Genomic DNA, 20,213 nt, shown 5'->3' on the forward strand with positions numbered 1-20,213 from the left:
GGCAGTAGCTGCAACGGAAGTTGCAGGCTTCGGTCAACGACAGGCGCAGGTACGGAAAGCTGCGTCCGAAACCGTCGGTGAGTTGGCTCATGGCTGGTCCACCTTGTTGCTCCACCGTCTTGCCTGTGCCCGGAACGGCCCGGAAACCCTCGTCTGCTGGAACGATTGCCAGAGTACGCGGCCGTCAGTTCCATGGGCATGACTTAAATCAATCGCCTTCGGCCCCGCGCGGCAGGCGTTGTGGCAGCATGCGGCTTTCCGTGCAGCGGGCGTGTGACAACCCTCATGATGATGAACGATTTCCAGCAGTTGCTGCACGCCGCAGGCCAGCAGGCTGAACCGCAACGCTTGCTGTTCGTATTCGTGCGCGCCGAGCTGCCCGAATCGCCCACCGACGACCAGCGCGACCGGCATGACCGCCGCGAGGGCGGCACCCTGTCGCCGGTGCTGTGCGTGGACAAGCTGCCGGCCGAGGTACCCAGCTTCCAGGCGCTGGCGACCGAATCAACCACCACCGGCATCGAGTGGGATCTGGTCTTCGTGGCGGCGCTGGATGGCCGCGCCGGTTTCGCGCCCAACAGCGACGAAGCCGCGCGCCCGCTGCAGCTGATGGTCAACGCCATCCATGACGGTCAGATCGGCCGCTTCGCCGCCTTCGACCGGGGCGGCGAGCCTGTTCAGTTCTATTGAGCCACCAGCTGCAGGGTCAGGAAGAAGATCACCAGCACGGTGTTCAGGCCCCAGGCCACGGTCAGCCCGCGCGCGGCCACGCCCAGGTTGGGGTTGTGCGCAGTAGGTGCCGCCCGCCACACCGCCGGGATGATCCAGCCGGTATAGAGCAGCAGCACGGCAAAGACCCCCAGCAGCAGCGGGGTACGCTGGTTGGCCAGGGCCCAGAGGGCTACCGCCCACAGAATGTTGCTGGGAATGACGCCCTGCAGCCAGAACACACTCCAGAGGCGGGAACGCCCCGGGGTATCGGGCGTCGGGTGCAGGGAAGCGGTGGCGGTCATAAGTCTCCTTCTGGTCAGGAAACGTGCCGGACCAGCCTGCGCTTGGTGGCTGGGAACGTCAACCCGAGTCGCACGTCACGCTTTGGCGCCGGTGGGGCCCCGCCAGGCTCGACTCAGGCTCGCGCGGAGCATGTCGCCATCGCCCCTCCCCACCTGCTCCCTCCCACTTCCCAACCTCGACATCTGTCGCAGATTGCACGGTGCGGGCGGATCACCACGCCAGCCAGCGCTGGCAGTGCTTAACAGCGTGGGAGAATGCCGAAAGCGTCTCCAATCGAGCGATGTTTGCAACTCTTCTGATTGGCATTGCACAGCGCCAGGGGCTCAGATGGCGTGCCACCGGAAAAGGGTGGCCGGGCTTCGAACACCCGAGTTGATGTTGATGTATGCGCTTGCCAGCCGGCGCCACCTTAGCGTGGCGCCGGCTGGCAATCCGTCTGCCGGCTATGGCGGGCGGTGCGTGGGGGCTTTCGGGCCCGCCGGACTGACATCAACCCGGTGTTCGAACCACGTACCGTCCGCCACTTTTATGGGTGGCGGCTACCGATTGCCCTGCACGGAGTTCTGCCATGAACGAATCGGACGTCCCCCACCTGCACGCCTACCGCAGCACCGCCCACGACGACGGTTCGCCACAGGCTGCACCCGCAGTGGACAGGAACACCTTCATTGCCAACCTCAACCGCATCGGCTCCGGTGCGGCGGCCGATGGCCAACCCTGGCCGGAGCGGCATCAACTGCCCGGCCGCTGCCTGGCCCTGGCCGATGCCGATTGCGCGTTGAGTGGATTGCGGGTGGTGCTGGAAATGCTGTTGGCGGCGGAGCGCACCCGTCAGAACGGCGAACCCGAGCAGTACGTGGGCGACCGGGTGATGGAGGGGTTGGTCATGGCCTGCCAATCGTTGTGCGCGCAGGCAGTGGGGCGGTTGCAGATTGACGTGTAAGGCAGTGCAACGCGACGGTCGACAGGGCAGTGGGTATCACGCTGCCCCGTACTTCATTTGTCTGCCGTCCGCGGGCGTGCAGCAGCCATCATCCGCTCAGGGCTGCTTCGTCACCCACGCCCAGACACGCGACCAGATCTCCGGTGCGATCGAGATGCGCTTGCCCGGACGGGCTGGATCAGTCACCCGCATCCCGTGGTCGGCCTCCGGATAGACCCAGTAGTCAAGGTTGCTGCGACCACGGGACAGGAACGCCACCATCGCAAAATCGGTGTTGATGATTGGGGCCTTGTCATCGTCACCGCCCTGCACCAACAGCAGCGGAATCTTCAGTGCCAGCATGTCGTCCACCACGGCATGCGCACCGAACCCGGACCAGCGCCGGTTGGTCTCGCCCATGAACTGTTGCTCCAGGCCGAGCGGATTGGCATGGATCGCCTTGATGGCCGCGAAGACCTCCTCGACGGCGGCCTGCGCTTCGGCGCGGGTGATCTCGCCCCGTTCGGCACGCAGCCGTTGCTCGATGATGAAGTCCTGGTACTGCGGCAAGGCCAGTCCGCCCCACCCTACAGCCTTGTCCGCGTGTATCAGGCCTGCCACCGCAAAGACATACTGCGCGCCCTCGGATCCGCCCATGATCACGACCTGATCGACCCTGGCCCCCAGCGTGCGGCGTGCGGCTGCAATGGCCTTCACCGTGCGCGCGATCAGATTGTCGCGCGCAAGCCCTGCTCGATAGATGGGCCCATCCAGCTGCACCGGTTTTCCTGTTGCCTCGTCCAGCCGCATATCAGCAGAGAACGGGATCCCGGGCTTGTCCACCAGCAGGAAATGCGCGCGGTCGCGAAATGCGAAAAGATCGCGGGGAAAGCTGGTTCCCTGGCTGCCGTCGCTGAAACGCTGGAAGTGCGGGAATGCACCTGAGCCGGGCAGCCAGACCACCAGCGGCCCTTTGCTGCTGGCGTTCACGTTGTCGATGTGCCAACCGATCTCACCCAGCGCCGGGTCGTGCACCACGTAGCTGTCGAACTGCGCCGGGGTTGCCGCCTCCAGCGCCGCCGCAGGGCTTGCCAGCACCGCCAGAACCACTGCCAGAACCGCTGCCAGAATCAAGCGCATCACCTTCCCCTTGATGTGTTACTGCACTGCGCCGATACGTTGCACAGCCCAGTACCGCGCCACAAGTGCGAAACGTATCCATGCCGGGGCGGGCCTCGCAGACTAGACCTGGACCGGGCCGGTGCGTACCGATTGCGTGCGATCTCCATGCAACCGGCATCGCCTTTCCCACATCAACCTGTCTGGACATCACCCGGAACCTGACCATGGACAGCGCACGACCCCATCCACGATGGGCAACACTCGTTGCATTGGCATGCCTTTGCCAGCCCAGCATGGGCGCAGCCGCGCCGGCATGCGAGGCCGCACGCGATCCGGCCCCCACGCTCTTCGCGGTGCGTGGGGGCGTTCGCGCCCACCGGCTTGGGACCAACCCGGATTCGAACCACGTACCGCCCGCCACTTTTATGGGTGGCGACTACCGATTGCCCTGCACGGAGCCTTGCCATGAACGAATCGGACGTCCCCCACCTGCACGCCTACCGCGGCACCACCCACGACGACGGTTCGCCACAGGCTGCGCCCGCAGTGGACAGGAACACCTTCATTGCCAACCTCGACCGCATCGGCTCCGGTGCGGCGGCTGACGGACAACCTTGGCCGGAGCGGCATCAACTGCCCGGCCGCTGCCTGGCCCTGGCCCTGGCCGACGCCGATTGCGCGCTGAGCGGATTGCGGGTGGTGCTGGAAATGCTGTTGGCGGCCGAACGCACCCGGCAGAATGGTGAACCGGAAGAGTACGCGGGCGACCGGGTGATGGAGGGATTGGTCATGGCCTGCCAGTCGTTGTGCGCGCAGGCGATGGGGCGGTTGCAGCCCGAAGGGTGAAGGCCATCTGCAACGCCATTCAGCGAGGATCGCCTCCCGCCCGACACGCCGTCGGGGCAGCGCCCTTGCCCGGGGGAACCGTGAGTACATTCCAGCGCTCGGCCAAGGTGCGCTCGAGGCGAACAGAGAATGACCGTGCCTCGGCGGGCATCTTCCCTTCAGAGAAGCCGATAGCTATCTCGAAGCGATCCAATCCGAGGTTCCCCGCCTCCAGTCCAGAGCCGTCTTCCCGCTTCACTCCGACGTAGACGACGGGGCGCTTCATGTCCACCTTTGCCCTGGCAAGCTGGCGATCCAATTCAGCGCTGCCATCAAAGAACTGCATTCCTTCGTCCTTGGCGATAGAGCTGAGGGTCTGCTTGAACCGCCTCAAGCCCTCTTGGTCATGCACGCAGAACTGGATCATCTTGAAGGGCCGCTTTCCTACAGCCCATGCGCCGCCAGAGAATCCAAGTCCGACTCCAATCAGAAGTAGTGCTGTCAGGAGCTTCACCATCATCGACGCCCCAATATGTAGAGTGTGGCGGCCAACGGCACCGCCGGAGCAAGAATCACGAAACCAGGCACGTAGGACGACTCGGTCGTCTCAGGCAGCAGCCTGTGGATGAGGAAGACCTCGTCGGGGGTGAGGAATCGGGGCACGGGATGTCCTTCAGGGCACTGCATCCGCCATCGGCAGATGCTCGATCCACCATGACTTGGCGTAGATAAGAATGATGCTTCCAGTCGAACTGGTTTCGATGTGGAAACACTTCACGCCGGATAGCGGATAGCCGACCGCCTTCCAACGATCAAGAAGATCGGCGAGTCCCGGCTCGTCATCGTCGACCCTGGCGAACTCGATTCCCTCTTCACCCAGCATGCCGAAGTTCATGAGCGCCGAGCACCCGTACGCTTCCGAGAAGCAAACGGTTGCCTGCCGGCCATCCGGCCAGCGCACCTGCACCTTTACCTCATCGCATACGCCAGGATTGCTTCTGTCGATGTTGATGGTCAGCAACGTGGCGTCACACCATTCGAGCGCGTTGAAATCCTCATTCATCTACTGGACCCCTTCAGGCGCATACGACCGGGCGACCGAATCCGGGCGCCGCCAACTTGGCGGCAGCGCCACTCTTTCTCTCAGACTGTCTCTTAATTCCATTCGCCTCTACTTACCGCCTGCCCTACAGCCACCATAGACGACGGAGCCGATACCCTAGAATTTCTCCCACACAGTCGTCACCACGGCCACGCGCCCCAAGAGCCTTGAGGTCGCCAATTGCCACTCACGCATTTCGCTTGCCAGGTGAGACCGCCCATCCACCTAGAATTTTATTCCACTGTAAACAAGGCCCAACTCTTCATCTTGCATGACCCAGCGACCAACATTACCCTCCGGACACAGATAGAACTTGCCGCCATAGCTTGACGCTCGCGACCACGCGTTGCGGGCAAACTGAGGAAATCTCCGCATGACTCGCGCGTCGGACATCTCCGGCCTGCTCACTAGCCTGCAGTCTTCGGGCAAAGCAAGAATCCCGCTGGTTAGGCGGAAAACCAGCCACGATTCATTTGTGTCCATGTCGTGCGATTCGCGTATGTTGACCGCGTCCTCAGGCAACCATGAAGGCAACCACTTCGATTCGCCGATTGCTTGTCTTGAGACGGCTTGATTGCGGTCTGCATACTCGGTGCTGGCAACTTCCATGCAACCAGAAAGTGCAATTGACAGCATCACGACTGGGAGCAGCTTGGGAGCGTACATTTGAGGCGTCCAAGTCATCAGTAGGGGAAGCTTCCACCCGGACGATAGCTCCCGCACATCTGCGAGCAACTCCCCGTACGGCTCATTTGTCCAGATGATCGTCCGAGGCGATTTGCCAGCTGATCCGCAGCGGAGTCAGCGGCAGAGTCGCCCTTGATGGTTTGATCGAACCACTCGCGCCCATTGCTTATGCACTGAGCAGCAGCGGATCCGCCCATACCCTTCTGTGCAGCCTCGCAGTTCGCCATGCAGTGGAAGTACTTATCCTGGCCAACCCATCCGTTATGAGAACCACCAACCACGTGTGTGGCTGACCATTGATTGGCATACTGCCCGCCGAAGTCGTTGGCTCCCGCGACAAATGCCCCCGGAAAGCCAAGAGCTTCCAATGTCCTATTCACGTAATAGCGCCAATCGACCGTATATGCGCCAGTTTCTGTCACAGTCACTCCAGGCTGGGAGTCTTTCAAACCCAGTGGATCAACGTGCGAAATTGTATTGCCCATTGCATAGGAATAGGTGCTAACACCTCCACCAAGCCCAATCGGATCACTCTGCGAATACCGCCCGACCGCTGGGTCATACTCGCGCTGGTAGTTGTAGAACAACCCACTCGCATCCGTCGCCTGCTGGCCCGGGAAGCGCAGCGCCAGCTCGAACACCACACCATCACCATCCGGGTCGGCACTCGGAATCTGATTACCGAACACTTCGCTCTTGTTGCTCCACTCCCAGATCGCAACATCGCGCACCGGGTCGATCACCACGCGCGGTGTGCCCAGATGATCCGGCTGGACGTAGGCTAACTCCGGCACGCCGGTGCCCGGCACATTGATCAGCGCCACCGGATAGTTGTCCAGCCAGATGGCCTGCTGCTGCGCCTGGCCCGTGACCGAGTAATTGCCCAGCCATTGCCCCGCCTCGTCATACAGGGTGATCTGCGCAGCGCCACTAGCCGGGGTGCGCAGCACGCGCTCGCCGCGATGGTTGTAGCCGTAGCTCTCCAGCACGGCATTGCCCTGCTTCACCGCGTTCATGCGGTTGGCATCGCTGTAGGTGAAGGTCTTGCTGCCGATGCTGGTGGTGTTGCCCGCTGCGTCATGGCTGCGCGTTTCGCCATCCACCGCAGTCAGGCGATGGCTGGTTGCGGGATAGCTGTAGCTGGCAGTGCCTGCCGAGGTGGTCAGCGCGGTGCGATTGCCGGTGGCGTCATAGGCATAGGTTTCGATCGGCGTGCCGGTCGTGCCGTCCTGGGTCTGGGTCAGGCGACCCAGCGCGTCGTAGGCGTACTTGGCCAGCATCGTCGAGCCCGTGCCGTTCTTCAGCTCGGTGATCGAGCCGACCGGGTCATAGCCGTAGCCCAGCGACAGGCCGCCCGCGGCCGGGTCGTGCACCGCTTGCGGGCGATAGTCCAGGTCCAGCGAACGCTGCAAGTGGCGGCCATTGCCATAGGTCCAGCCGGTGGCCGGGCCGAAGGCCGCATAGGTCACGTTGCTCACCACGATCTGGCGTGCCTGGCCGGGCCGGGTCAGTCCGATCTGGCTGATGCGCCCCTGGGTATCGCGCACGTAGTCGGCCACACTGCCATCGGGGTAGGTCAACGCAGTCAGGCGACCCGACTTGCTGTAGGCGTAGCGCAGCGTGCTGGCGACGCCGTTGACGGTCTGCACCTTGCGGGTGACCTGGCCGAAGCGGTCGTGGCAGTACTGGGCGCTGCCATTGGCGTGCAACACCTGCCCCAGGCGCCCCTTGGCAAAGCGCTCGTCGGCGGTACACGCAGCAGGCGTCACGTCGTAGCTGTAGCCCACGTCCAGATTGGGATCCGGATAGGCGACACCGACCAGGCGGTTGAGTGCATCGTAGTGATAGGTGGCGGTGACGCCGCGTGCATCGGTAGTGGTCTTGCGGTTGCCTGCCGCATCCACGGTGAAGCTGCTGGCGCCGCTGTCCGGGCTGACCTGGCCGGTCAGATCGCCGAACCCGTTGTAGGCGTATGTGGTGTGCAGGCCCTTCGGGTCGGTGACCTGGGTGACCTGATCCAGCGCGTTGTACTGGCTGCGGATCTCCGCCGCCACGCCGCCGACGTCCTGCAGGGTCTGGGCCAGTCGGTTGAGCGGGTCATACTGCTGGCTGGTCACGCGCTGCAGCGCATCGGTCACCGTCTGCGGGTTGCCATTGGCATCGTAGACAAAGCCGGTGGCGTGATTGCCTGCGTCCTTCAGCGCGGTCAGCTGGCCGAGCGTGTTGAACGTCCGTGCCAGGGTACGGCGCAGGGTGCCGCCGGTATCCAGCGTGTCTTCCTTGAGACGATTGCCGGCGTTGTCCAGTGTGTAGTGAATCGTGTTGCCTGCGTTGTCCTCGATGTCGGTCAAGCGCAGCGCAGCATCGTAGACGTAGGAAACGCTGCTGCCATCCGGCTCGGTGATCTTCTGCACCTGGCCCGTCGGCCAATAGCTCAGCTGGGTGACCCGATTCTCGGCCGTGCTGGCACCGCGTACGGTGATCGAGGTCGGCCAGCCGCGGGCATGGTAGGTGTAATCGGTGACCACGCCGTTGGCGTCCTTGACCGACAACGGCCGCCCGAACGCATCGTAGGCCAGGGTCTCGACCGTCTGGCCCAGCGCATTGGTCACGCTGCGCAGGTCGCCCTTCCGGTAGCCACAGGTAGCGTTGGTCGCGCACCCCGCATCATCTGCCGGGTAGTAGGCGTAGGTAACGGCATCGGCCACATCCGTGCGCGGGCCATCCACGCTTTTCAGCAGCCCCTCCACCGGGCAGCTGCCTGCCGCTGCCACATCAGCGGCTTCGCAGTAGGTGTAGCTGGTGATGCGCGTCTGACCGGAAGCAGTGTCGGTCACCGTGTTGGCCGTCGGCTGGCGTCGGGCATTGAAGGCCGTACGCACTTCGCGGCTACCGATCCGGGTGGTCAGTACCGCATTGGTTTCGACGTCGCGCGCGGTGGTCACTACCCGCTGCTCGGGCTGGCCGACCGCTTCGGTCACGGTATGGATGCTGACGGCACGGCCGCTCACCGCATCGGTGCCCTGCGCATAGGTGTGCTTGGTCTGGATGCCGCGACGATCGGTGTAGGTATCCAGGCGCCGGCGGAAGTCGGCACTCTGGTCGTAGTAGGTTCGGCTGACGGTTCCCTGCGAATCGGTCAGGCCGGTCACCTTGCGCGACGGCGCGGTGTCGCCGCCGGGTGTCAGGGTGTAGTCGGTCTGCCGCCCAAGCGCGTCGGTAACCACCGCACCGCCGTTGGGGCTGTAGGCCAGCGCCACGCCATCGGCACCGCCGGCGTGCTGACTGGAGATCACACGGCCGATGGAATCATAGGTAAAGGTGCTGTAGCGGCGACCGTCCTCGGCGGTGATGCCGGTCAGGTGCTGGGGGAAGTCCTGGTTCTCGTAGTGATACGTGCGCACACCACCTCCCGCATAGGTCACCGTGGCGACCTGGTTCTGCGGCGTGTAGGTAAAGGTGGCGAGCGCAATGCCTTCGACCAGCACCGAACTGATCAGCGCCTCGTAGTCGTTGGACTGGTAAACGAACTCCAGCGTGCGGCCACTGCTGTGGGTGACGGCCGCAAGGCGATCGCTGTCATCGTAGATATAGGTCAGCGACGTGCCATCCGCGAAGCGCTTGGCGACCAGACGCCCGTCCGCGCCGAAGGTCGAGATGGAGCCCGCCGAATACAGCGTCCAGTTACCGTTCTGGACGAGACGATCACCACTGTCGTCGTCCGCCTCATAGGCCTGGCCGATCTTCTTGAATACACGCTGGAAACCGGTGCTTTCAATGATGCCAACGCTGTCAGCGCCATCCAGTGCCAGGTGGGCGCCCAGCGAATGGGTCCAGCCATAACCGAAGCCACCGGAGGACGTGGAAATGCCGGAGTGATAGAAGCGCGTCAGCGCGATCCAGCCCAGGTCGAAGTCCGGCGCGATCTCGTACTTCTCGCCAGTTTTAACATCACATGGGTTGCCGACATTGCCGTCGCAGGTACCGCCGTTGGAGGCCGGGTCCTTGTCGGGAATCGGACTCATGTTCGCCGCTGTATCGTTGCGGGACATGGGGCAGCTACCGTTGCCGCCGTCCTTGTCGCACTTCTGCGACTTCGAAGTGATGGTCGCAACGAACTCTTCGCTGACGCATGCGCTGTGCTTGTTGGACCACTGCGTGAGCGGAATCGGGCAGTTCAAGCGCCGGGTACGCGCGACCGCAACCGTCCCGGTATACGGGGTGCAGGGCGATTCAGCCGTATTGTTGCCAGCCATTGAAGTCAGATCGTAGTAGCGTGACTCGATGACACCTTCCTGATCGGGCGAAGCCGCAAACCAATCGCCAGACGGAGTGACCGCCGCCCCGGGGCACACGGGATTGCTGGCTTGTTGGTCCGCAAGAAAATCGGCCACCATCGCCTCTTCCGTCGGGAATATGTCACGCCCGATGTAGGACCAGTCCGGGTCGGAGGGCTGCGTCTTCCCCATCCAGTAGGTGATCGACGTGTTTCCGTTCAAGTCCACGACTTTCGACTTGATCTTGTCGACAGATTGCCAGCCGAACTGGAACTCCGGCGGGAACGGGCTGGGCGCCGGCAGATTCTTGATGGCGGCCACCGCCGCCTGCTGGGTCTTGTATTGGGTCGCATCGCCGCCGGGCTGCGAAATACGCCAGGTGATCTTGCTTTCCTGCGCCTGTGCCACAGCAGGGGCGACGAAGCCGACGGCAACAATCGCCAGCACGGCACGCGATAGGGTCTTCAGTCGTTCCAACATCCCTGTTCTCCTTCCTGGACGAACACAGCGCCGGCGGGAACGAGAACGCGGGGGTAGAGCCCCATCACGTCATGCTTCGGATCGTCCCTGGTCCGGAATGCGGCAGTGCCACATGCCGCCTTTATCGTTGAAGGTGATGACATATTCAAGTCAAGGCCTGCGACATCCGTCACATTTCCGCCCGCGCGGATTTCAGATCCAGTCGATTGCCGCGACAGCTTTCGGAGCAGCCTGCGGAGCAGGAAAAACCTGCAACCGCCTGCATCCCTCACGCATCAGAAGATCCTGGACACCCATGGAACAGGATCATGAGGCGCATTCCCCCGCATCGCCATAGCGCACTCGGCACTCGCCGTTGGCGCAGCATTGCCATCTTCACTCTGTGGCCGTTCGCTGCGCCCATCCTCGCCTCACCCGTGCTGGAGAGCGCCTGTTCCCTCGCCGCCCGCCCGGGCGAGCGCATCATCGACGTTCCCTTCGACGTCGTCGACGGGCGCATCCATGTGCAGGTGCAGGTCAACGGCAGCGGCCCGTACCGCTTCGCCATCGATACCGGCGCCAGCGGCATGGCCCGCGCGGACGCCCGCCTGGTCCGTCAACTGGCGCTGCCGGCGGACGCCAGCACCCGCCACTCCGACGGCGTACAGACAGCCGAGGCCGATACGGTGCGCATCAACACCCTGGCGCTCGACGGGCTGCGCCGCAGCGACGTGATCGCGCTCACCCGCGACTACAATGCACGGCAATCAAAAGACGCAGCTTTCGACGGCATCCTTGCGCGCGGATTCTTCGCTGATGGTGTGCTGATCATCGACTACCCGCAACGGCGCCTGCAGTTCCGCCGCGACATCAACCTCCTGCCCGCGCAACCGGACACGCTCGCCTACTCACGCGCCTTCCGCATCCCGGTAACGATTGGAACAGTGACCACAGAGGCGCAGCTGGACACCGGCGCCAACGTCGCGATGGTGCTGCCCACGGCACTCTTCCGGCGGGCAGCCGGTGCCGCAGTGACCACCGGGGATCGACTGACCCTCAGTCACGGCGAGGTCGATGGCGGACATGCACAGCTGGATGTTCCCGTGTTGATCGGCGGCCTGGCGCTGCAGGGGCTGCACGTACGGGTGTCCGACCACTATCCCGAAGCGGTGGTGGGTGCCCATGCGTTGCAGGAAGCAGTGGTGCTGATCGATCAGCGCAGCCAACAGGTGGCAGTCTGCCCAAGCAGGCACCACCGCAACTGAGTCACTGTCGGCGTGCTGCCCGCCATGCCGGCCACGCTTCAGCGATCACGCCCACTGCCGACCTCAGGAACAACAGGGCGATCACTGCGCCAACGACAATATCCGGCCAGCCGCGCCCGGTCATGGCCACGCCACCCGCGGCCACCAGCACGCCCAGGTTCGCGGCCACGTCATTGCGCGAGCACTCGAACGTGCTCTTCATGTTGATGTTCAACCTGCGGAATCGCCATAGCAGCGCCAGGCAGGTGAGGTTCGCCACCAGGGCAATGCCACCGAACACCAGCATCAGCGTGCTGGACGGTGGCACCCCATTGACCAGCTTGCCGGCCACTTCGAACACGATGAACACGAAGAAGGCCAGGATCAGCAGACCCTTGGCCAGCGCCGCGCCCGCCTCCCAGCGCGCGCCCCGGTTTACCGCCCACAGGCTCAGGCCATAGACGATGGCATCCCCCAGCATGTCGACCGCGTCGGCCTGCAGGGCGCTGGATCGCGCGGCAAGGCCCGCGCCGAACTCGATGAAGAACATCGCCAGGTTGATTGCCAGCACCGCCACCAGCACCCGCCGCTGGGCGCTGTGCAGCGCTATCGATGCCAGCTCCTGGCGTTTGTGGCCGCAGCACTGGTCCATGGGGGCGCTCCGCCGGGCGCGCCCGGGCTTGAAATGAAAGGGAGCTGCCTTTATCAACCTTGTAGCCCCTACAAGGTCAAGCCCATGACAGCCCCACTCACCATCGGCCAGTTGGCCCGCCAGACCGGCACCAAGGCAGAGACCATCCGCTATTACGAAAAGATCGGCCTGCTGCAGCCGCCGCTGCGTTCGCAGGGGAACTACCGCTGCTACGACGCACAGGACCAACGGCGGCTGGCATTCGTGCGCCGTGCGCGCGAGCTGGGGTTCGCCATCGAGCAGATCCGCGAGCTGATCGCCTTCGGCGAACAACGCGAGCACCAATGCAGTTCGGTGGATGACGTGGTGAAGGCGCACATTGCCGACATCGCGCGCAGGATTGCCGACCTGCAGACGCTGCAGGGCGAACTGCAGCGGATGATCGGCAACTGCCCCGGCGGGCGCGTGGCCGATTGCCGGGTGCTGGAAGCCCTGCAGCCTGCGCCGGCTACCTGAACTGGAATCGTGCGCGATTCGGCATCTCCCTCAGACGCCGGTCGCTCCCGCCGCCCGCGCCAGCTCGACCGCCAGCGCATCGCCCTTCCGCTCGCTGTAACGGTCCACGAGGTAGTCGGCACGGCCGCGGGTGAGCAGCGTGAACTTCACCAGTTCTTCGACCACATCCACCACGCGATCGTAGTAGGGCGAGGGCTTCATCCGCCCGTCTTCGTCGAACTCCTGCCAGGCCTTGGCCACCGACGACTGGTTGGGAATGGTCAACATGCGCATCCAGCGGCCCAGCACCCGCAGCGTATTGACCGTGTTGAACGACTGCGAACCGCCGCAGACCTGCATCACCGCCAGCGTCCTGCCCTGGGTCGGCCGCACGCTGCCGTCTTCCAGTGGCAGCCAGTCGATCTGGTTCTTGAACACGCCGGTCACCGTGCCGTGCCGCTCCGGGCTGACCCACACCTGCCCTTCCGACCAGTGCGACCACTCGCGCAGCCGCTGCACTTCCGGGTGCCCCTTGTCCACGCTGTCCAGCAGCGGCAAGGCATTTGGATCGAAGACGCGCGTTTCGCAGCCCAGATGCTGCAGCAGGCGTTCGGCCTCCAGTGCCAGCTTGCGGCTGAACGATTGCGGCCGCAGTGAGCCGTACAGCAGCAGGATACGTGGCGGCCCCTGGCGTTCGGCGGCCAACCGCTGGTGATCAGGCTGGGGAAGCGAGGCTTCCCTCAGATGGGGCAACGAAGGACTTGTGGTCGGCTTATTCATTCGACTATTCTAGAAATATGGAAACGTCAAATGCAATCACTGCGCTCACCGCGCTCGGCCACGCCACCCGCCTGGCAGCCTTCCGCCTGCTGGTCGAAGCCGGCCCGGCCGGTCGCATGGCCGGCGACATCGCCACAGCCCTCCAGGTTCCTCCCGCCACCCTCAGCTTCCACCTGAAGGAACTGGTACAGGCCGGCCTGGTCGAGAGCGAGAGCCAGGGCCGCCACGTCTGCTACCGCGCGAACTTCAGCGCAATGACCGGCCTGATCGAGTACCTCACCCACAACTGCTGCGCCGGTTCGCCCAGCGAACAGTGCGCGCCGTTGGGCAATCCCTGCAGCTGCTGATTCGGAAACGCCATCATGTCCCGCTCCATCCTGTTTCTCTGCACCGGCAACAGCGCCCGCAGCGTGCTGGCCGAAGCCACCCTGCGCGCGTGGGGCGGCGACCGCTTCACGGCCTTCAGTGCCGGCAGCCACCCGACCGGCCAGGTCAATCCGTTCGCGCTTGCACAGCTGCGCGCAGAAGGCATCCCGGTCGCGGGACTGCGCAGCAAATCCTGGGATGAGTTCGCTGATTCCGCCCCCATGGATCTTGTGATCACCGTCTGCGATGCGGCGGCAGCGGAAGCCTGCCCCGTGGTGTTCGGTGACTTCATCCGCAGCCATTGGGGCCTGCCGGACCCGGCCGAGGCAGAGGGCAGCGATGCCGACAAGGCTGCCGCCTTCGCCCACGCGCATGCCATCGTGAAGGCACGCGTGCAGGCCCTGCTGGCGCTGCCCGGGCACGTGTGGCAGGACCGCGGAATGCTGCAGCAGGCGCTGGACCAGATCGGCCATCTGCTGCCGGCAGCGCGCACGCCATGAGCACAGCGGCACCCATGGGCCTGTTCGAGCGCCACCTGACGCTCTGGGTCGCGCTGTGCATCATCGTCGGCACGCTGCTCGGGCACTTCCTGCCAGGTGCTTTCGCCTCCCTGGCGGCGGCTGAAGTGGCCAAAGTCAACCTGCCGGTGGCGGTGCTGATCTGGCTGATGATCATCCCGATGCTGCTGCGGGTGGATTTCGGTGCGATGCGCCAGCTGGGGCAGCACTGGAAAGGCATCGGGGTGACGCTGTTCATCAACTGGGCGGTGAAGCCATTCTCGATGGCGCTGCTGGGCTGGCTCTTCCTGCGCCACGCCTTTGCCGACTGGCTGCCCGCCGGCCAGATCGACAGCTACATCGCCGGCCTGATCCTGCTGGCCGCCGCGCCGTGCACGGCCATGGTGTTCGTATGGAGCAACCTGTGCCGCGGCGATGCCAACTTCACGCTGAGCCAGGTGGCACTGAACGACGCGATCATGGTGGTGGCCTATGCACCCGTGGTGGCGCTGCTGCTGGGGCTGTCGGCCATCACCGTGCCGTGGGATACGTTGCTGCTGTCGGTCGGCCTGTACATCGTGGCGCCGGTGCTGGTGGCCGCATTGCTGCGGCGCTGGATCCTGTCGCGCCATGGCGAATCCGGGCTGCAGACGGCGCTGCGCCAGCTGGGGCCACTGTCACTGTTGGCGCTGCTGCTGACGCTGGTGCTGCTGTTCGGGTTCCAGGGCCAGCAGATCGTGCAGCAGCCGCTGGTGATTGCGGTGATCGCGGTCCCGATCCTGATCCAGGTCTATTTCACCTCCGGCCTGGCCTACCTGCTCAACCGGCGCCTGGGTGTGGCGCACTGCGTGGCCGGGCCGTCGGCACTGATCGGCGCCAGCAACTTCTTCGAACTGGCGGTGGCGACGGCCGTGGGCCTTTTCGGTGTCCACTCCGGTGCGGCGCTGGCCACGGTGGTGGGGGTGCTGATTGAAGTCCCCGTGATGCTTTCGGTGGTGAAGATCGTGAACCGGTCACGCAACTGGTATGAGGCGCGCGAGCGCGCTTGAGGCGGCCATGCCGGAGGCGGCGGCGTCGTGCCCGAGCCGCCAGCTGCAACGCCGTGGAATGCGCCCTGCTGCTACGGTGACAGCTCAAAAGTCCGTTCACATTCCTTGATCCATACTCCACGGCACGACGCCGCATGCAGCGGCAAGGCCCGGAGGTTGCGATGAACACCGCACGCTTGTTCGCCATTGCTTTGACCACGGCTGCCGCGCTGGCCGCGGCACCGGCCTTCGCCGATCCGCCGCACCATGCGCGCGGCAACGGGCCACCGCCGCACGCCGGTGGCCCGCACAATCGTGATGCGCCGCCGCCAGGCTGGCAGAAGAAGGCCTGGCGTCGCGGCGAGCGCCTGCCATGGGCGGAAGTGGACCGCCGTTACTGGGTGGATGACTATGCGCGCTACCACCTGCGCGAGCCGGGCCGCGACCAGCGTTGGGTCCGGCAGTCCGATAGCGAGTACCTGCTGGTGGAGATTGCTACCGGGTTGATCATCGACGCGCTGCATCGTTGAATGAGGGGATGCGCCGGGGCGCTGATGTAACGAAATGCCCCGGCAGCATCCCCTTGTCCCCGGAAGCTGCAGATGCAGACATCAAGAGCACCACTCGCCCTCCTCGCGCTTCTGCTGTCAGCGTCGCCAGGCCATGCCGGCAACAACAGTCCAGCCCACAGTCCAGCCGATGGAAAAGCCATCGAACAGGTGGTCGAATCGTTCCGCACCTCGCTGATCAACAAGGACAAGCCGACCTACATGGGCCTGTTCTTCTCCGACAAACCGGAAGACATCGATCCGCGATTCACGCAGCCCGGCCGAATGAGTGATCTGTCAGACTGGTGCCCACCGTTCGTCCATGCCAGCCAGACCCGATGACCCGGATTGCCGACCTCAACGCCGACCAGCTCGCCCACCACGCGCTCAACATCTTCATCGCCCAGGGCCGTCACGTGGAAGGCGCACGGGTGATCTACCGGGCGCTGCAGCTGGACCCGGACCATCCCGCTGCACTGCGCTGCCTGAGCGATTTCCTGGCCCACCAGGGCACCGAGCCGTTCGCAGCGGCCACGCTGGAGCACGCGCTGTCCGGCGCCGTTCCACTGAATGACGATGCGCGCCGGATGCTGGATGACCTGCGCTTCCTCGACATCTGGTCCTGGGGATTCTCCCGGCACGTCTCCGGCGAAACCAATCTCAGCGGCGAAGCCTTCCAGCAGCGCGAGGACTTCATCTTCGATGGCCCGGCCTATGCGGCCTTCCTCAACACGGTCACCGAGCCGGCCGGTTCGCTGCAGGGTGCCTTCCAGGCGGCCGTCCGCATCTGCGGGCTGATGTCCGGACTGCTGCGCCATGCGGAGAAGGACAATCCGGCATTCGATGATGTGCTGCGATCCTCCGCCTTCGTCGAGACCGAGGCGTACCCGGCATGGCTGGCCTCGCCGACCGACGATCTGGATGCCCTCGACCAGGCCATCCAGGCGCAGCGCCAGGCCGGCTGAAGGAAAATCCAACGGGCGTCCGACGCTTTCCCGACGCCCGCCTGCACATCCTGTCGTGAGATCACTTCATGGCAGGACCGGCATGCAGCCACCCTCCCCCAAGGACAGCGGCAAGTACCCGCATGGCAAGACCGGCCTTCGCCGCATCTTCTACACGCTGATCCATTCGCGCGACGGCTTCATCGCCACCTTCCGTGGCGAAGCCGCATTCCGGCAGCTGTTGCTGCTGCATGCGCTGCTGATCGCCACCGCGTTCCTTCTGGACATCAGCCAGGTCGAACGCGCCGTGGTGCTGGCCGTCTGCTTCATCAGCCTGCTGGTGGAACTGCTGAACTCGGCCATCGAAGCGGTGGTCGACCGCATCTCGCTTGACCACCACCCACTGTCCAAGAACGCCAAGGACATGGGCAGCGCCGCCCAGACCACCGCACTGCTGATGGTCGGCACGGTGTGGGGCGTGATCCTGCTGGGTTAGCTCGCGCCCGACCCGCCGGGCATGGCCCGGCGCCACAACGCCGCAGCCGCTAGCGCCAATGCGAGATGGCGAGCTTGGTCAACATGGTTGCGGCGATGGCCCAACCGAAGCTGAGCATGGTACCGATGATCACATATTCGGTGTGTGCCCGCGCCTGCCGGTCGGCGAAGCGCAGCACCGATTTGGCGGCCAGCATCAACCCCACGCCCTCCGGCTGGCCCAGCAGCAGGAACATGAAGATCAAGCCTCTTTCCAGCCGCCCGATATAGCGCCCTGCGGTCTGCATGCCCTTGTGATCGTCGCTCTGCACGGCTGCGGTCTTAGGCGCCGATTCGGCGCTTCCCATCTTGAGTCCTGCCGTGAACGGCGCAAGCAGCTTCTCCACCAGGACGCCGCCGACGTTGACCACCAGGATCAAGCCGCTCGCGATCGACATGCCCTGATACATCAACAGTTGGACCTGGGTCGGGATCATCCCGTACCAGCCATCGCGGGCAACGTGAGGGAACATCAACGCGATCAACACGATGAAGGCGATATGCACCAACTGGTCAATGACGAATGCGTGCACGCCATCGGGGAGCCAATGCACCTTGATCCAGTCCATCACCGCATGGCTGAAACCGATGATGAGATAGACCCACGGGTTGATTGAACCGGTCAGCGCGGCGATGACGAGCAGCACCACTGCTACGTGCAGCAGCAGGCCATGCAGTTCCTGCTTGCGCGCGATCATCTTCGTGGTCTGCAGCACGAAATCGGCGACAAGGTGAGCGGTCAACAGTACGAGCAGCGTTTCAAGCATGTCCTTTCTGCCTGTGAGTCCTTCCTGTGGCTCGCGTCGCGATAGCCAAGTCGCCGCGAAAAGCAACGAAATTTAGTTGCTTAAGCCAAAGCAACGCTATTTAGTTGCTTTTCCAGAACCGTGAACGCTCCCGTACGGCTGCATCAGTGCACGTTCAGCCGCGGTGATCAGCGCCAGCAAGGCAAAGACGCCAGCATCGTGATAGACCCGGTTCACCGATTGTCGGTGCCGGTTCAACGCATTGGCAGCTTCCAACTGCGAGGGGGCATCGGGGATCAGAAACAACGACGCCACCTCAGCCTGACTGCGTGTCCAGCGCGCGACAATAACATCGCAGGCAGACACCACTGCCGGTAACCAGTACAGATCCTCCCGTTGTACTGGCAGGGCTACGTCCATGTCCTGCGTGCGCCCCATGGATTCAAGCAACCGACCGGACAGCACGAATGCCTCACCCAGCGAACGCGACACCGCCTTCCGGTCCAATGCCTCTACCGTACCCAGTCCAATCGCGATCCGCGTGCGCGCCCGCGACTCCGACGCGGCAAGCTTGGCCTTGATCCAGGTCGCCAACCTCAGGAAACCGTGCGGGTGGGTGACCGCCAGCTGCCAGGCGTCGCCCCGGTAGAACTCGGGGCCGACAATGCCCGGCAAAGGCCACTCCATGGCCTGGGCCACGGCAACGGAAATCACTTCACGGACGTCATCAATGGTGGCCGCGTCCATCTCCGTGGACTTGACCAGGTCGCCGGTAAGCACGGCAATCAGATCAGACGATGTATCGGGCATGTTCATACCTTGGGCTGCACAGGCTGTACCTCACAGGACATCTGCGGCTGGGCAGCGCCGGCCACATCTGTGCCGGGCCCGCTCAACGCCATTCTACCGTCGTAGCGGTTGATCACCGCCTGCAGCCTGCCCGCGCCAGCGACCGGCGGAAAATCCAGCCGATACACGTTTGCCTCCACCTCCAGCCTGCCCGCGCGCGCGCTCGGACGGTTGACCCAGACCACCGACGCCTGGCCGGAGTCCAGGATCAACACCATCGGCGCCTGGGGCGTGGCGCTTGTGCTGCTGCAGGACAGCTGGATCACCCGCGGCGGCGTCAGATCGAGCGCCGACAGCTTGCATCCACCGAGTGCGGTCGTCGCCACCAGGACCGACACGAGTGATGGCCGGAGCAGAATCTTGATCGTGGTCATCGCCCGATCGTAACCCGACAATCGATCCTATGACCCGGCGCATCGTGCAGGAACCTGCCGGGTCCGCTTGCACACCCACGTGCCTTACTTCGTCAGGGCGAAATCCAGGCCTGCGCACACCGCCGCCACCTGGGCGTCGTTGCATTCCTGCGGGTTGGTGCGCGGGCTGTCCGGGTAGACCTCGGTGGTGGTGGCAAAGCGCGCGTCGGTGAAGCCGGCGCAGGCGCCGATCGAGCGCGACTCGCCCCAGACCACGCCCGGCGACTGCAGCGGCAGGCCGACCAGGTTGCCTTCGGCGTCGGCCGGGGCGATGTGAGTGACCGGGGCGACGGCGGTGATCAATGCCTTCTGGAACTCGGCCTGCGGATCTTCGCTGTTGCCGATCACGTAGAAACCATCCGGAATGGTGTCGCGCTCGAACGGCTTGCCGTCGCGGGCGCAGCGCGCCGGATCGAACTCGTGCAGGTCGCTGTCGGTGGTCTCGTGCAGGTCCAGGTGCACCAGCAGGTTCGGCTTGCGCTCGGCCACCCAGCGCATCAGCGCGGCGGCTTCCTCGATCTGGCCGCCGTCACGGAAGCTGCGGTTCGGGTCGATGGCATCCGGGTTCCAGCGCTGGATGCGCTCGTAGCCCCACGGGCTGACGCACGGCGCCACGATCAGGTTCAGCCGGCCCAGGTAACGCTCGGCCTGCTGTTCCAGGAACTGCAGCGCGCCGTGCACGCCGCTGGTCGCGTAGCCATGCACGCCACCGGTGATCAGCGCGGTCGGC

General features: G+C 64.4%; 24 protein-coding genes. 12 read left to right on the forward strand and 12 right to left on the reverse strand.

Annotated features, from left to right (window positions below):
- The first annotated feature begins 285 nt into the window (after positions 1 to 285).
- Positions 286 to 690 carry a ribonucleotide reductase subunit alpha gene (locus QRO95_RS20870; protein WP_164117082.1) on the forward strand — a complete coding sequence of 135 codons (405 nt, stop codon included), beginning with the start codon at positions 286 to 288 and terminating at the stop codon, positions 688 to 690.
- On the opposite strand, the gene QRO95_RS20875 is transcribed toward QRO95_RS20870, so the two are convergent.
- Positions 684 to 1,013 (reverse strand): hypothetical protein, encoded by a 330-nt coding sequence (locus tag QRO95_RS20875; protein WP_197611958.1) that lies wholly within the window; start codon positions 1,011 to 1,013, stop codon positions 684 to 686. The genes QRO95_RS20870 and QRO95_RS20875 overlap by 7 nt on opposite strands.
- Positions 1,014 to 1,582: 569 nt before the next feature.
- Here QRO95_RS20875 and QRO95_RS20880 point away from each other — a divergent pair.
- Positions 1,583 to 1,957, forward strand: a complete 375-nt coding sequence (locus QRO95_RS20880) for a hypothetical protein (RefSeq protein WP_285303399.1) — start codon at positions 1,583 to 1,585, stop codon at positions 1,955 to 1,957.
- Positions 1,958 to 2,053: 96 nt separating this feature from the next.
- Here the strand turns inward: QRO95_RS20880 and QRO95_RS20885 are convergent, their stop codons facing one another.
- Positions 2,054 to 3,076, reverse strand: coding sequence for a S9 family peptidase (locus tag QRO95_RS20885; protein WP_285303400.1), 1,023 nt, complete (start codon positions 3,074 to 3,076; stop codon positions 2,054 to 2,056).
- Positions 3,077 to 3,523: 447 nt separating this feature from the next.
- Between QRO95_RS20885 and QRO95_RS20890 the strand changes: the two genes are divergently transcribed.
- Positions 3,524 to 3,904 carry a hypothetical protein gene (locus QRO95_RS20890; protein WP_285303401.1) on the forward strand — a complete coding sequence of 127 codons (381 nt, stop codon included), beginning with the start codon at positions 3,524 to 3,526 and terminating at the stop codon, positions 3,902 to 3,904.
- A gap of 19 nt (positions 3,905 to 3,923) precedes the next feature.
- On the opposite strand, the gene QRO95_RS20895 is transcribed toward QRO95_RS20890, so the two are convergent.
- From QRO95_RS20895 to QRO95_RS20910, 4 genes are all read right to left on the reverse strand, one after another.
- Entirely contained in the window at positions 3,924 to 4,403 is a 480-nt protein-coding gene (locus QRO95_RS20895) for a hypothetical protein (protein WP_285303402.1), read from the reverse strand.
- A gap of 153 nt (positions 4,404 to 4,556) precedes the next feature.
- Positions 4,557 to 4,946, reverse strand: coding sequence for a hypothetical protein (locus QRO95_RS20900; protein WP_285303403.1), 390 nt, complete (start codon positions 4,944 to 4,946; stop codon positions 4,557 to 4,559).
- A 264-nt stretch (positions 4,947 to 5,210) separates the two neighbouring features.
- On the reverse strand, positions 5,211 to 5,651 hold the full coding sequence (locus tag QRO95_RS20905; RefSeq protein WP_285303404.1) for a hypothetical protein: 441 nt from the start codon (positions 5,649 to 5,651) through the stop codon (positions 5,211 to 5,213).
- Between the two features lie 17 nt (positions 5,652 to 5,668).
- Positions 5,669 to 10,429: an RHS repeat-associated core domain-containing protein gene (locus QRO95_RS20910; protein ID WP_285303405.1), complete on the reverse strand. Its 4,761-nt coding sequence runs from the start codon at positions 10,427 to 10,429 to the stop codon at positions 5,669 to 5,671.
- A gap of 308 nt (positions 10,430 to 10,737) precedes the next feature.
- On the opposite strand from QRO95_RS20910, the gene QRO95_RS20915 reads away from it, so the two are divergent.
- Complete coding sequence (locus QRO95_RS20915) at positions 10,738 to 11,673, forward strand: aspartyl protease family protein (RefSeq protein WP_285303406.1); 936 nt, start codon at positions 10,738 to 10,740, stop codon at positions 11,671 to 11,673.
- 1 nt (position 11,674) lies between these two features.
- Here QRO95_RS20915 and QRO95_RS20920 read toward each other — a convergent pair whose 3' ends face one another.
- The gene (locus QRO95_RS20920; protein WP_121503467.1) at positions 11,675 to 12,304 is read right to left on the reverse strand and encodes a cation transporter; all 630 of its coding nucleotides are present in this window, start codon (positions 12,302 to 12,304) and stop codon (positions 11,675 to 11,677) included.
- A gap of 84 nt (positions 12,305 to 12,388) precedes the next feature.
- Between QRO95_RS20920 and QRO95_RS20925 the strand changes: the two genes are divergently transcribed.
- Positions 12,389 to 12,799, forward strand: coding sequence for a helix-turn-helix domain-containing protein (locus tag QRO95_RS20925; RefSeq protein ID WP_285303407.1), 411 nt, complete (start codon positions 12,389 to 12,391; stop codon positions 12,797 to 12,799).
- A 30-nt stretch (positions 12,800 to 12,829) separates the two neighbouring features.
- On the opposite strand, the gene arsH is transcribed toward QRO95_RS20925, so the two are convergent.
- A complete protein-coding gene (gene arsH, locus QRO95_RS20930) occupies positions 12,830 to 13,558 on the reverse strand; it encodes an arsenical resistance protein ArsH (RefSeq protein WP_285303408.1) in 729 nt (242 codons plus the stop codon).
- Positions 13,559 to 13,575: 17 nt separating this feature from the next.
- Between arsH and QRO95_RS20935 the strand changes: the two genes are divergently transcribed.
- The 7 genes from QRO95_RS20935 (at position 13,576) to QRO95_RS20965 (ending at position 17,437) form a co-directional block, all read left to right on the forward strand.
- A complete protein-coding gene (locus tag QRO95_RS20935; protein ID WP_107433730.1) occupies positions 13,576 to 13,905 on the forward strand; it encodes a helix-turn-helix transcriptional regulator in 330 nt (109 codons plus the stop codon).
- Positions 13,906 to 13,920: 15 nt separating this feature from the next.
- Positions 13,921 to 14,424, forward strand: coding sequence for an arsenate reductase ArsC (locus tag QRO95_RS20940; protein WP_285303409.1), 504 nt, complete (start codon positions 13,921 to 13,923; stop codon positions 14,422 to 14,424).
- Between the two features lie 14 nt (positions 14,425 to 14,438).
- Positions 14,439 to 15,470, forward strand: coding sequence for an ACR3 family arsenite efflux transporter (gene arsB, locus QRO95_RS20945; protein WP_285303416.1), 1,032 nt, complete (start codon positions 14,439 to 14,441; stop codon positions 15,468 to 15,470).
- Positions 15,471 to 15,631: 161 nt separating this feature from the next.
- A complete protein-coding gene (locus QRO95_RS20950) occupies positions 15,632 to 15,979 on the forward strand; it encodes an RcnB family protein (RefSeq protein WP_049423027.1) in 348 nt (115 codons plus the stop codon).
- A gap of 72 nt (positions 15,980 to 16,051) precedes the next feature.
- Positions 16,052 to 16,339 carry a hypothetical protein gene (locus QRO95_RS20955; RefSeq protein WP_404830378.1) on the forward strand — a complete coding sequence of 96 codons (288 nt, stop codon included), beginning with the start codon at positions 16,052 to 16,054 and terminating at the stop codon, positions 16,337 to 16,339.
- Positions 16,336 to 16,962: a hypothetical protein gene (locus QRO95_RS20960; RefSeq protein ID WP_285303410.1), complete on the forward strand. Its 627-nt coding sequence runs from the start codon at positions 16,336 to 16,338 to the stop codon at positions 16,960 to 16,962. Before QRO95_RS20955 ends, QRO95_RS20960 begins: the two co-directional genes overlap by 4 nt.
- An 82-nt stretch (positions 16,963 to 17,044) precedes the next feature.
- Positions 17,045 to 17,437 carry a diacylglycerol kinase gene (locus QRO95_RS20965; protein WP_032129972.1) on the forward strand — a complete coding sequence of 131 codons (393 nt, stop codon included), beginning with the start codon at positions 17,045 to 17,047 and terminating at the stop codon, positions 17,435 to 17,437.
- Between the two features lie 49 nt (positions 17,438 to 17,486).
- Here the strand turns inward: QRO95_RS20965 and QRO95_RS20970 are convergent, their stop codons facing one another.
- The 4 genes from QRO95_RS20970 to QRO95_RS20985 all read right to left on the reverse strand — a co-directional run.
- Positions 17,487 to 18,242, reverse strand: coding sequence for a DUF3307 domain-containing protein (locus tag QRO95_RS20970; protein ID WP_285303411.1), 756 nt, complete (start codon positions 18,240 to 18,242; stop codon positions 17,487 to 17,489).
- A gap of 96 nt (positions 18,243 to 18,338) precedes the next feature.
- Entirely contained in the window at positions 18,339 to 19,031 is a 693-nt protein-coding gene (locus QRO95_RS20975) for a hypothetical protein (RefSeq protein WP_285303412.1), read from the reverse strand.
- 2 nt (positions 19,032 to 19,033) lie between these two features.
- Positions 19,034 to 19,444 (reverse strand): hypothetical protein, encoded by a 411-nt coding sequence (locus QRO95_RS20980; RefSeq protein ID WP_285303413.1) that lies wholly within the window; start codon positions 19,442 to 19,444, stop codon positions 19,034 to 19,036.
- Between the two features lie 84 nt (positions 19,445 to 19,528).
- The coding region (locus tag QRO95_RS20985; RefSeq protein WP_285303414.1) for a succinylglutamate desuccinylase/aspartoacylase family protein at positions 19,529 to 20,213 on the reverse strand (685 nt) is incomplete at its 5' end.

The sequence above is a fragment of the Stenotrophomonas maltophilia group sp. Smal13 genome (assembly GCF_030236855.1).
Lineage (GTDB): Bacteria > Pseudomonadota > Gammaproteobacteria > Xanthomonadales > Xanthomonadaceae > Stenotrophomonas > Stenotrophomonas maltophilia_A.

Coding starts and splice junctions, on each gene's coding strand:
- QRO95_RS20870 (WP_164117082.1), top strand. CDS start 286: ATGATGATGAACGATTTCCAGCAGTTGCTGCACGCCGCAGGCCAGCAG.
- QRO95_RS20875 (WP_197611958.1), bottom strand. CDS start 1,013: ATGACCGCCACCGCTTCCCTGCACCCGACGCCCGATACCCCGGGGCGT.
- QRO95_RS20880 (WP_285303399.1), top strand. CDS start 1,583: ATGAACGAATCGGACGTCCCCCACCTGCACGCCTACCGCAGCACCGCC.
- QRO95_RS20885 (WP_285303400.1), bottom strand. CDS start 3,076: ATGCGCTTGATTCTGGCAGCGGTTCTGGCAGTGGTTCTGGCGGTGCTG.
- QRO95_RS20890 (WP_285303401.1), top strand. CDS start 3,524: ATGAACGAATCGGACGTCCCCCACCTGCACGCCTACCGCGGCACCACC.
- QRO95_RS20895 (WP_285303402.1), bottom strand. CDS start 4,403: ATGATGGTGAAGCTCCTGACAGCACTACTTCTGATTGGAGTCGGACTT.
- QRO95_RS20900 (WP_285303403.1), bottom strand. CDS start 4,946: ATGAATGAGGATTTCAACGCGCTCGAATGGTGTGACGCCACGTTGCTG.
- QRO95_RS20905 (WP_285303404.1), bottom strand. CDS start 5,651: ATGTACGCTCCCAAGCTGCTCCCAGTCGTGATGCTGTCAATTGCACTT.
- QRO95_RS20910 (WP_285303405.1), bottom strand. CDS start 10,429: ATGTTGGAACGACTGAAGACCCTATCGCGTGCCGTGCTGGCGATTGTT.
- QRO95_RS20915 (WP_285303406.1), top strand. CDS start 10,738: ATGAGGCGCATTCCCCCGCATCGCCATAGCGCACTCGGCACTCGCCGT.
- QRO95_RS20920 (WP_121503467.1), bottom strand. CDS start 12,304: ATGGACCAGTGCTGCGGCCACAAACGCCAGGAGCTGGCATCGATAGCG.
- QRO95_RS20925 (WP_285303407.1), top strand. CDS start 12,389: ATGACAGCCCCACTCACCATCGGCCAGTTGGCCCGCCAGACCGGCACC.
- arsH (WP_285303408.1), bottom strand. CDS start 13,558: ATGAATAAGCCGACCACAAGTCCTTCGTTGCCCCATCTGAGGGAAGCC.
- QRO95_RS20935 (WP_107433730.1), top strand. CDS start 13,576: ATGGAAACGTCAAATGCAATCACTGCGCTCACCGCGCTCGGCCACGCC.
- QRO95_RS20940 (WP_285303409.1), top strand. CDS start 13,921: ATGTCCCGCTCCATCCTGTTTCTCTGCACCGGCAACAGCGCCCGCAGC.
- arsB (WP_285303416.1), top strand. CDS start 14,439: ATGGGCCTGTTCGAGCGCCACCTGACGCTCTGGGTCGCGCTGTGCATC.
- QRO95_RS20950 (WP_049423027.1), top strand. CDS start 15,632: ATGAACACCGCACGCTTGTTCGCCATTGCTTTGACCACGGCTGCCGCG.
- QRO95_RS20955 (WP_404830378.1), top strand. CDS start 16,052: ATGCAGACATCAAGAGCACCACTCGCCCTCCTCGCGCTTCTGCTGTCA.
- QRO95_RS20960 (WP_285303410.1), top strand. CDS start 16,336: ATGACCCGGATTGCCGACCTCAACGCCGACCAGCTCGCCCACCACGCG.
- QRO95_RS20965 (WP_032129972.1), top strand. CDS start 17,045: ATGCAGCCACCCTCCCCCAAGGACAGCGGCAAGTACCCGCATGGCAAG.
- QRO95_RS20970 (WP_285303411.1), bottom strand. CDS start 18,242: ATGCTTGAAACGCTGCTCGTACTGTTGACCGCTCACCTTGTCGCCGAT.
- QRO95_RS20975 (WP_285303412.1), bottom strand. CDS start 19,031: ATGCCCGATACATCGTCTGATCTGATTGCCGTGCTTACCGGCGACCTG.
- QRO95_RS20980 (WP_285303413.1), bottom strand. CDS start 19,444: ATGACCACGATCAAGATTCTGCTCCGGCCATCACTCGTGTCGGTCCTG.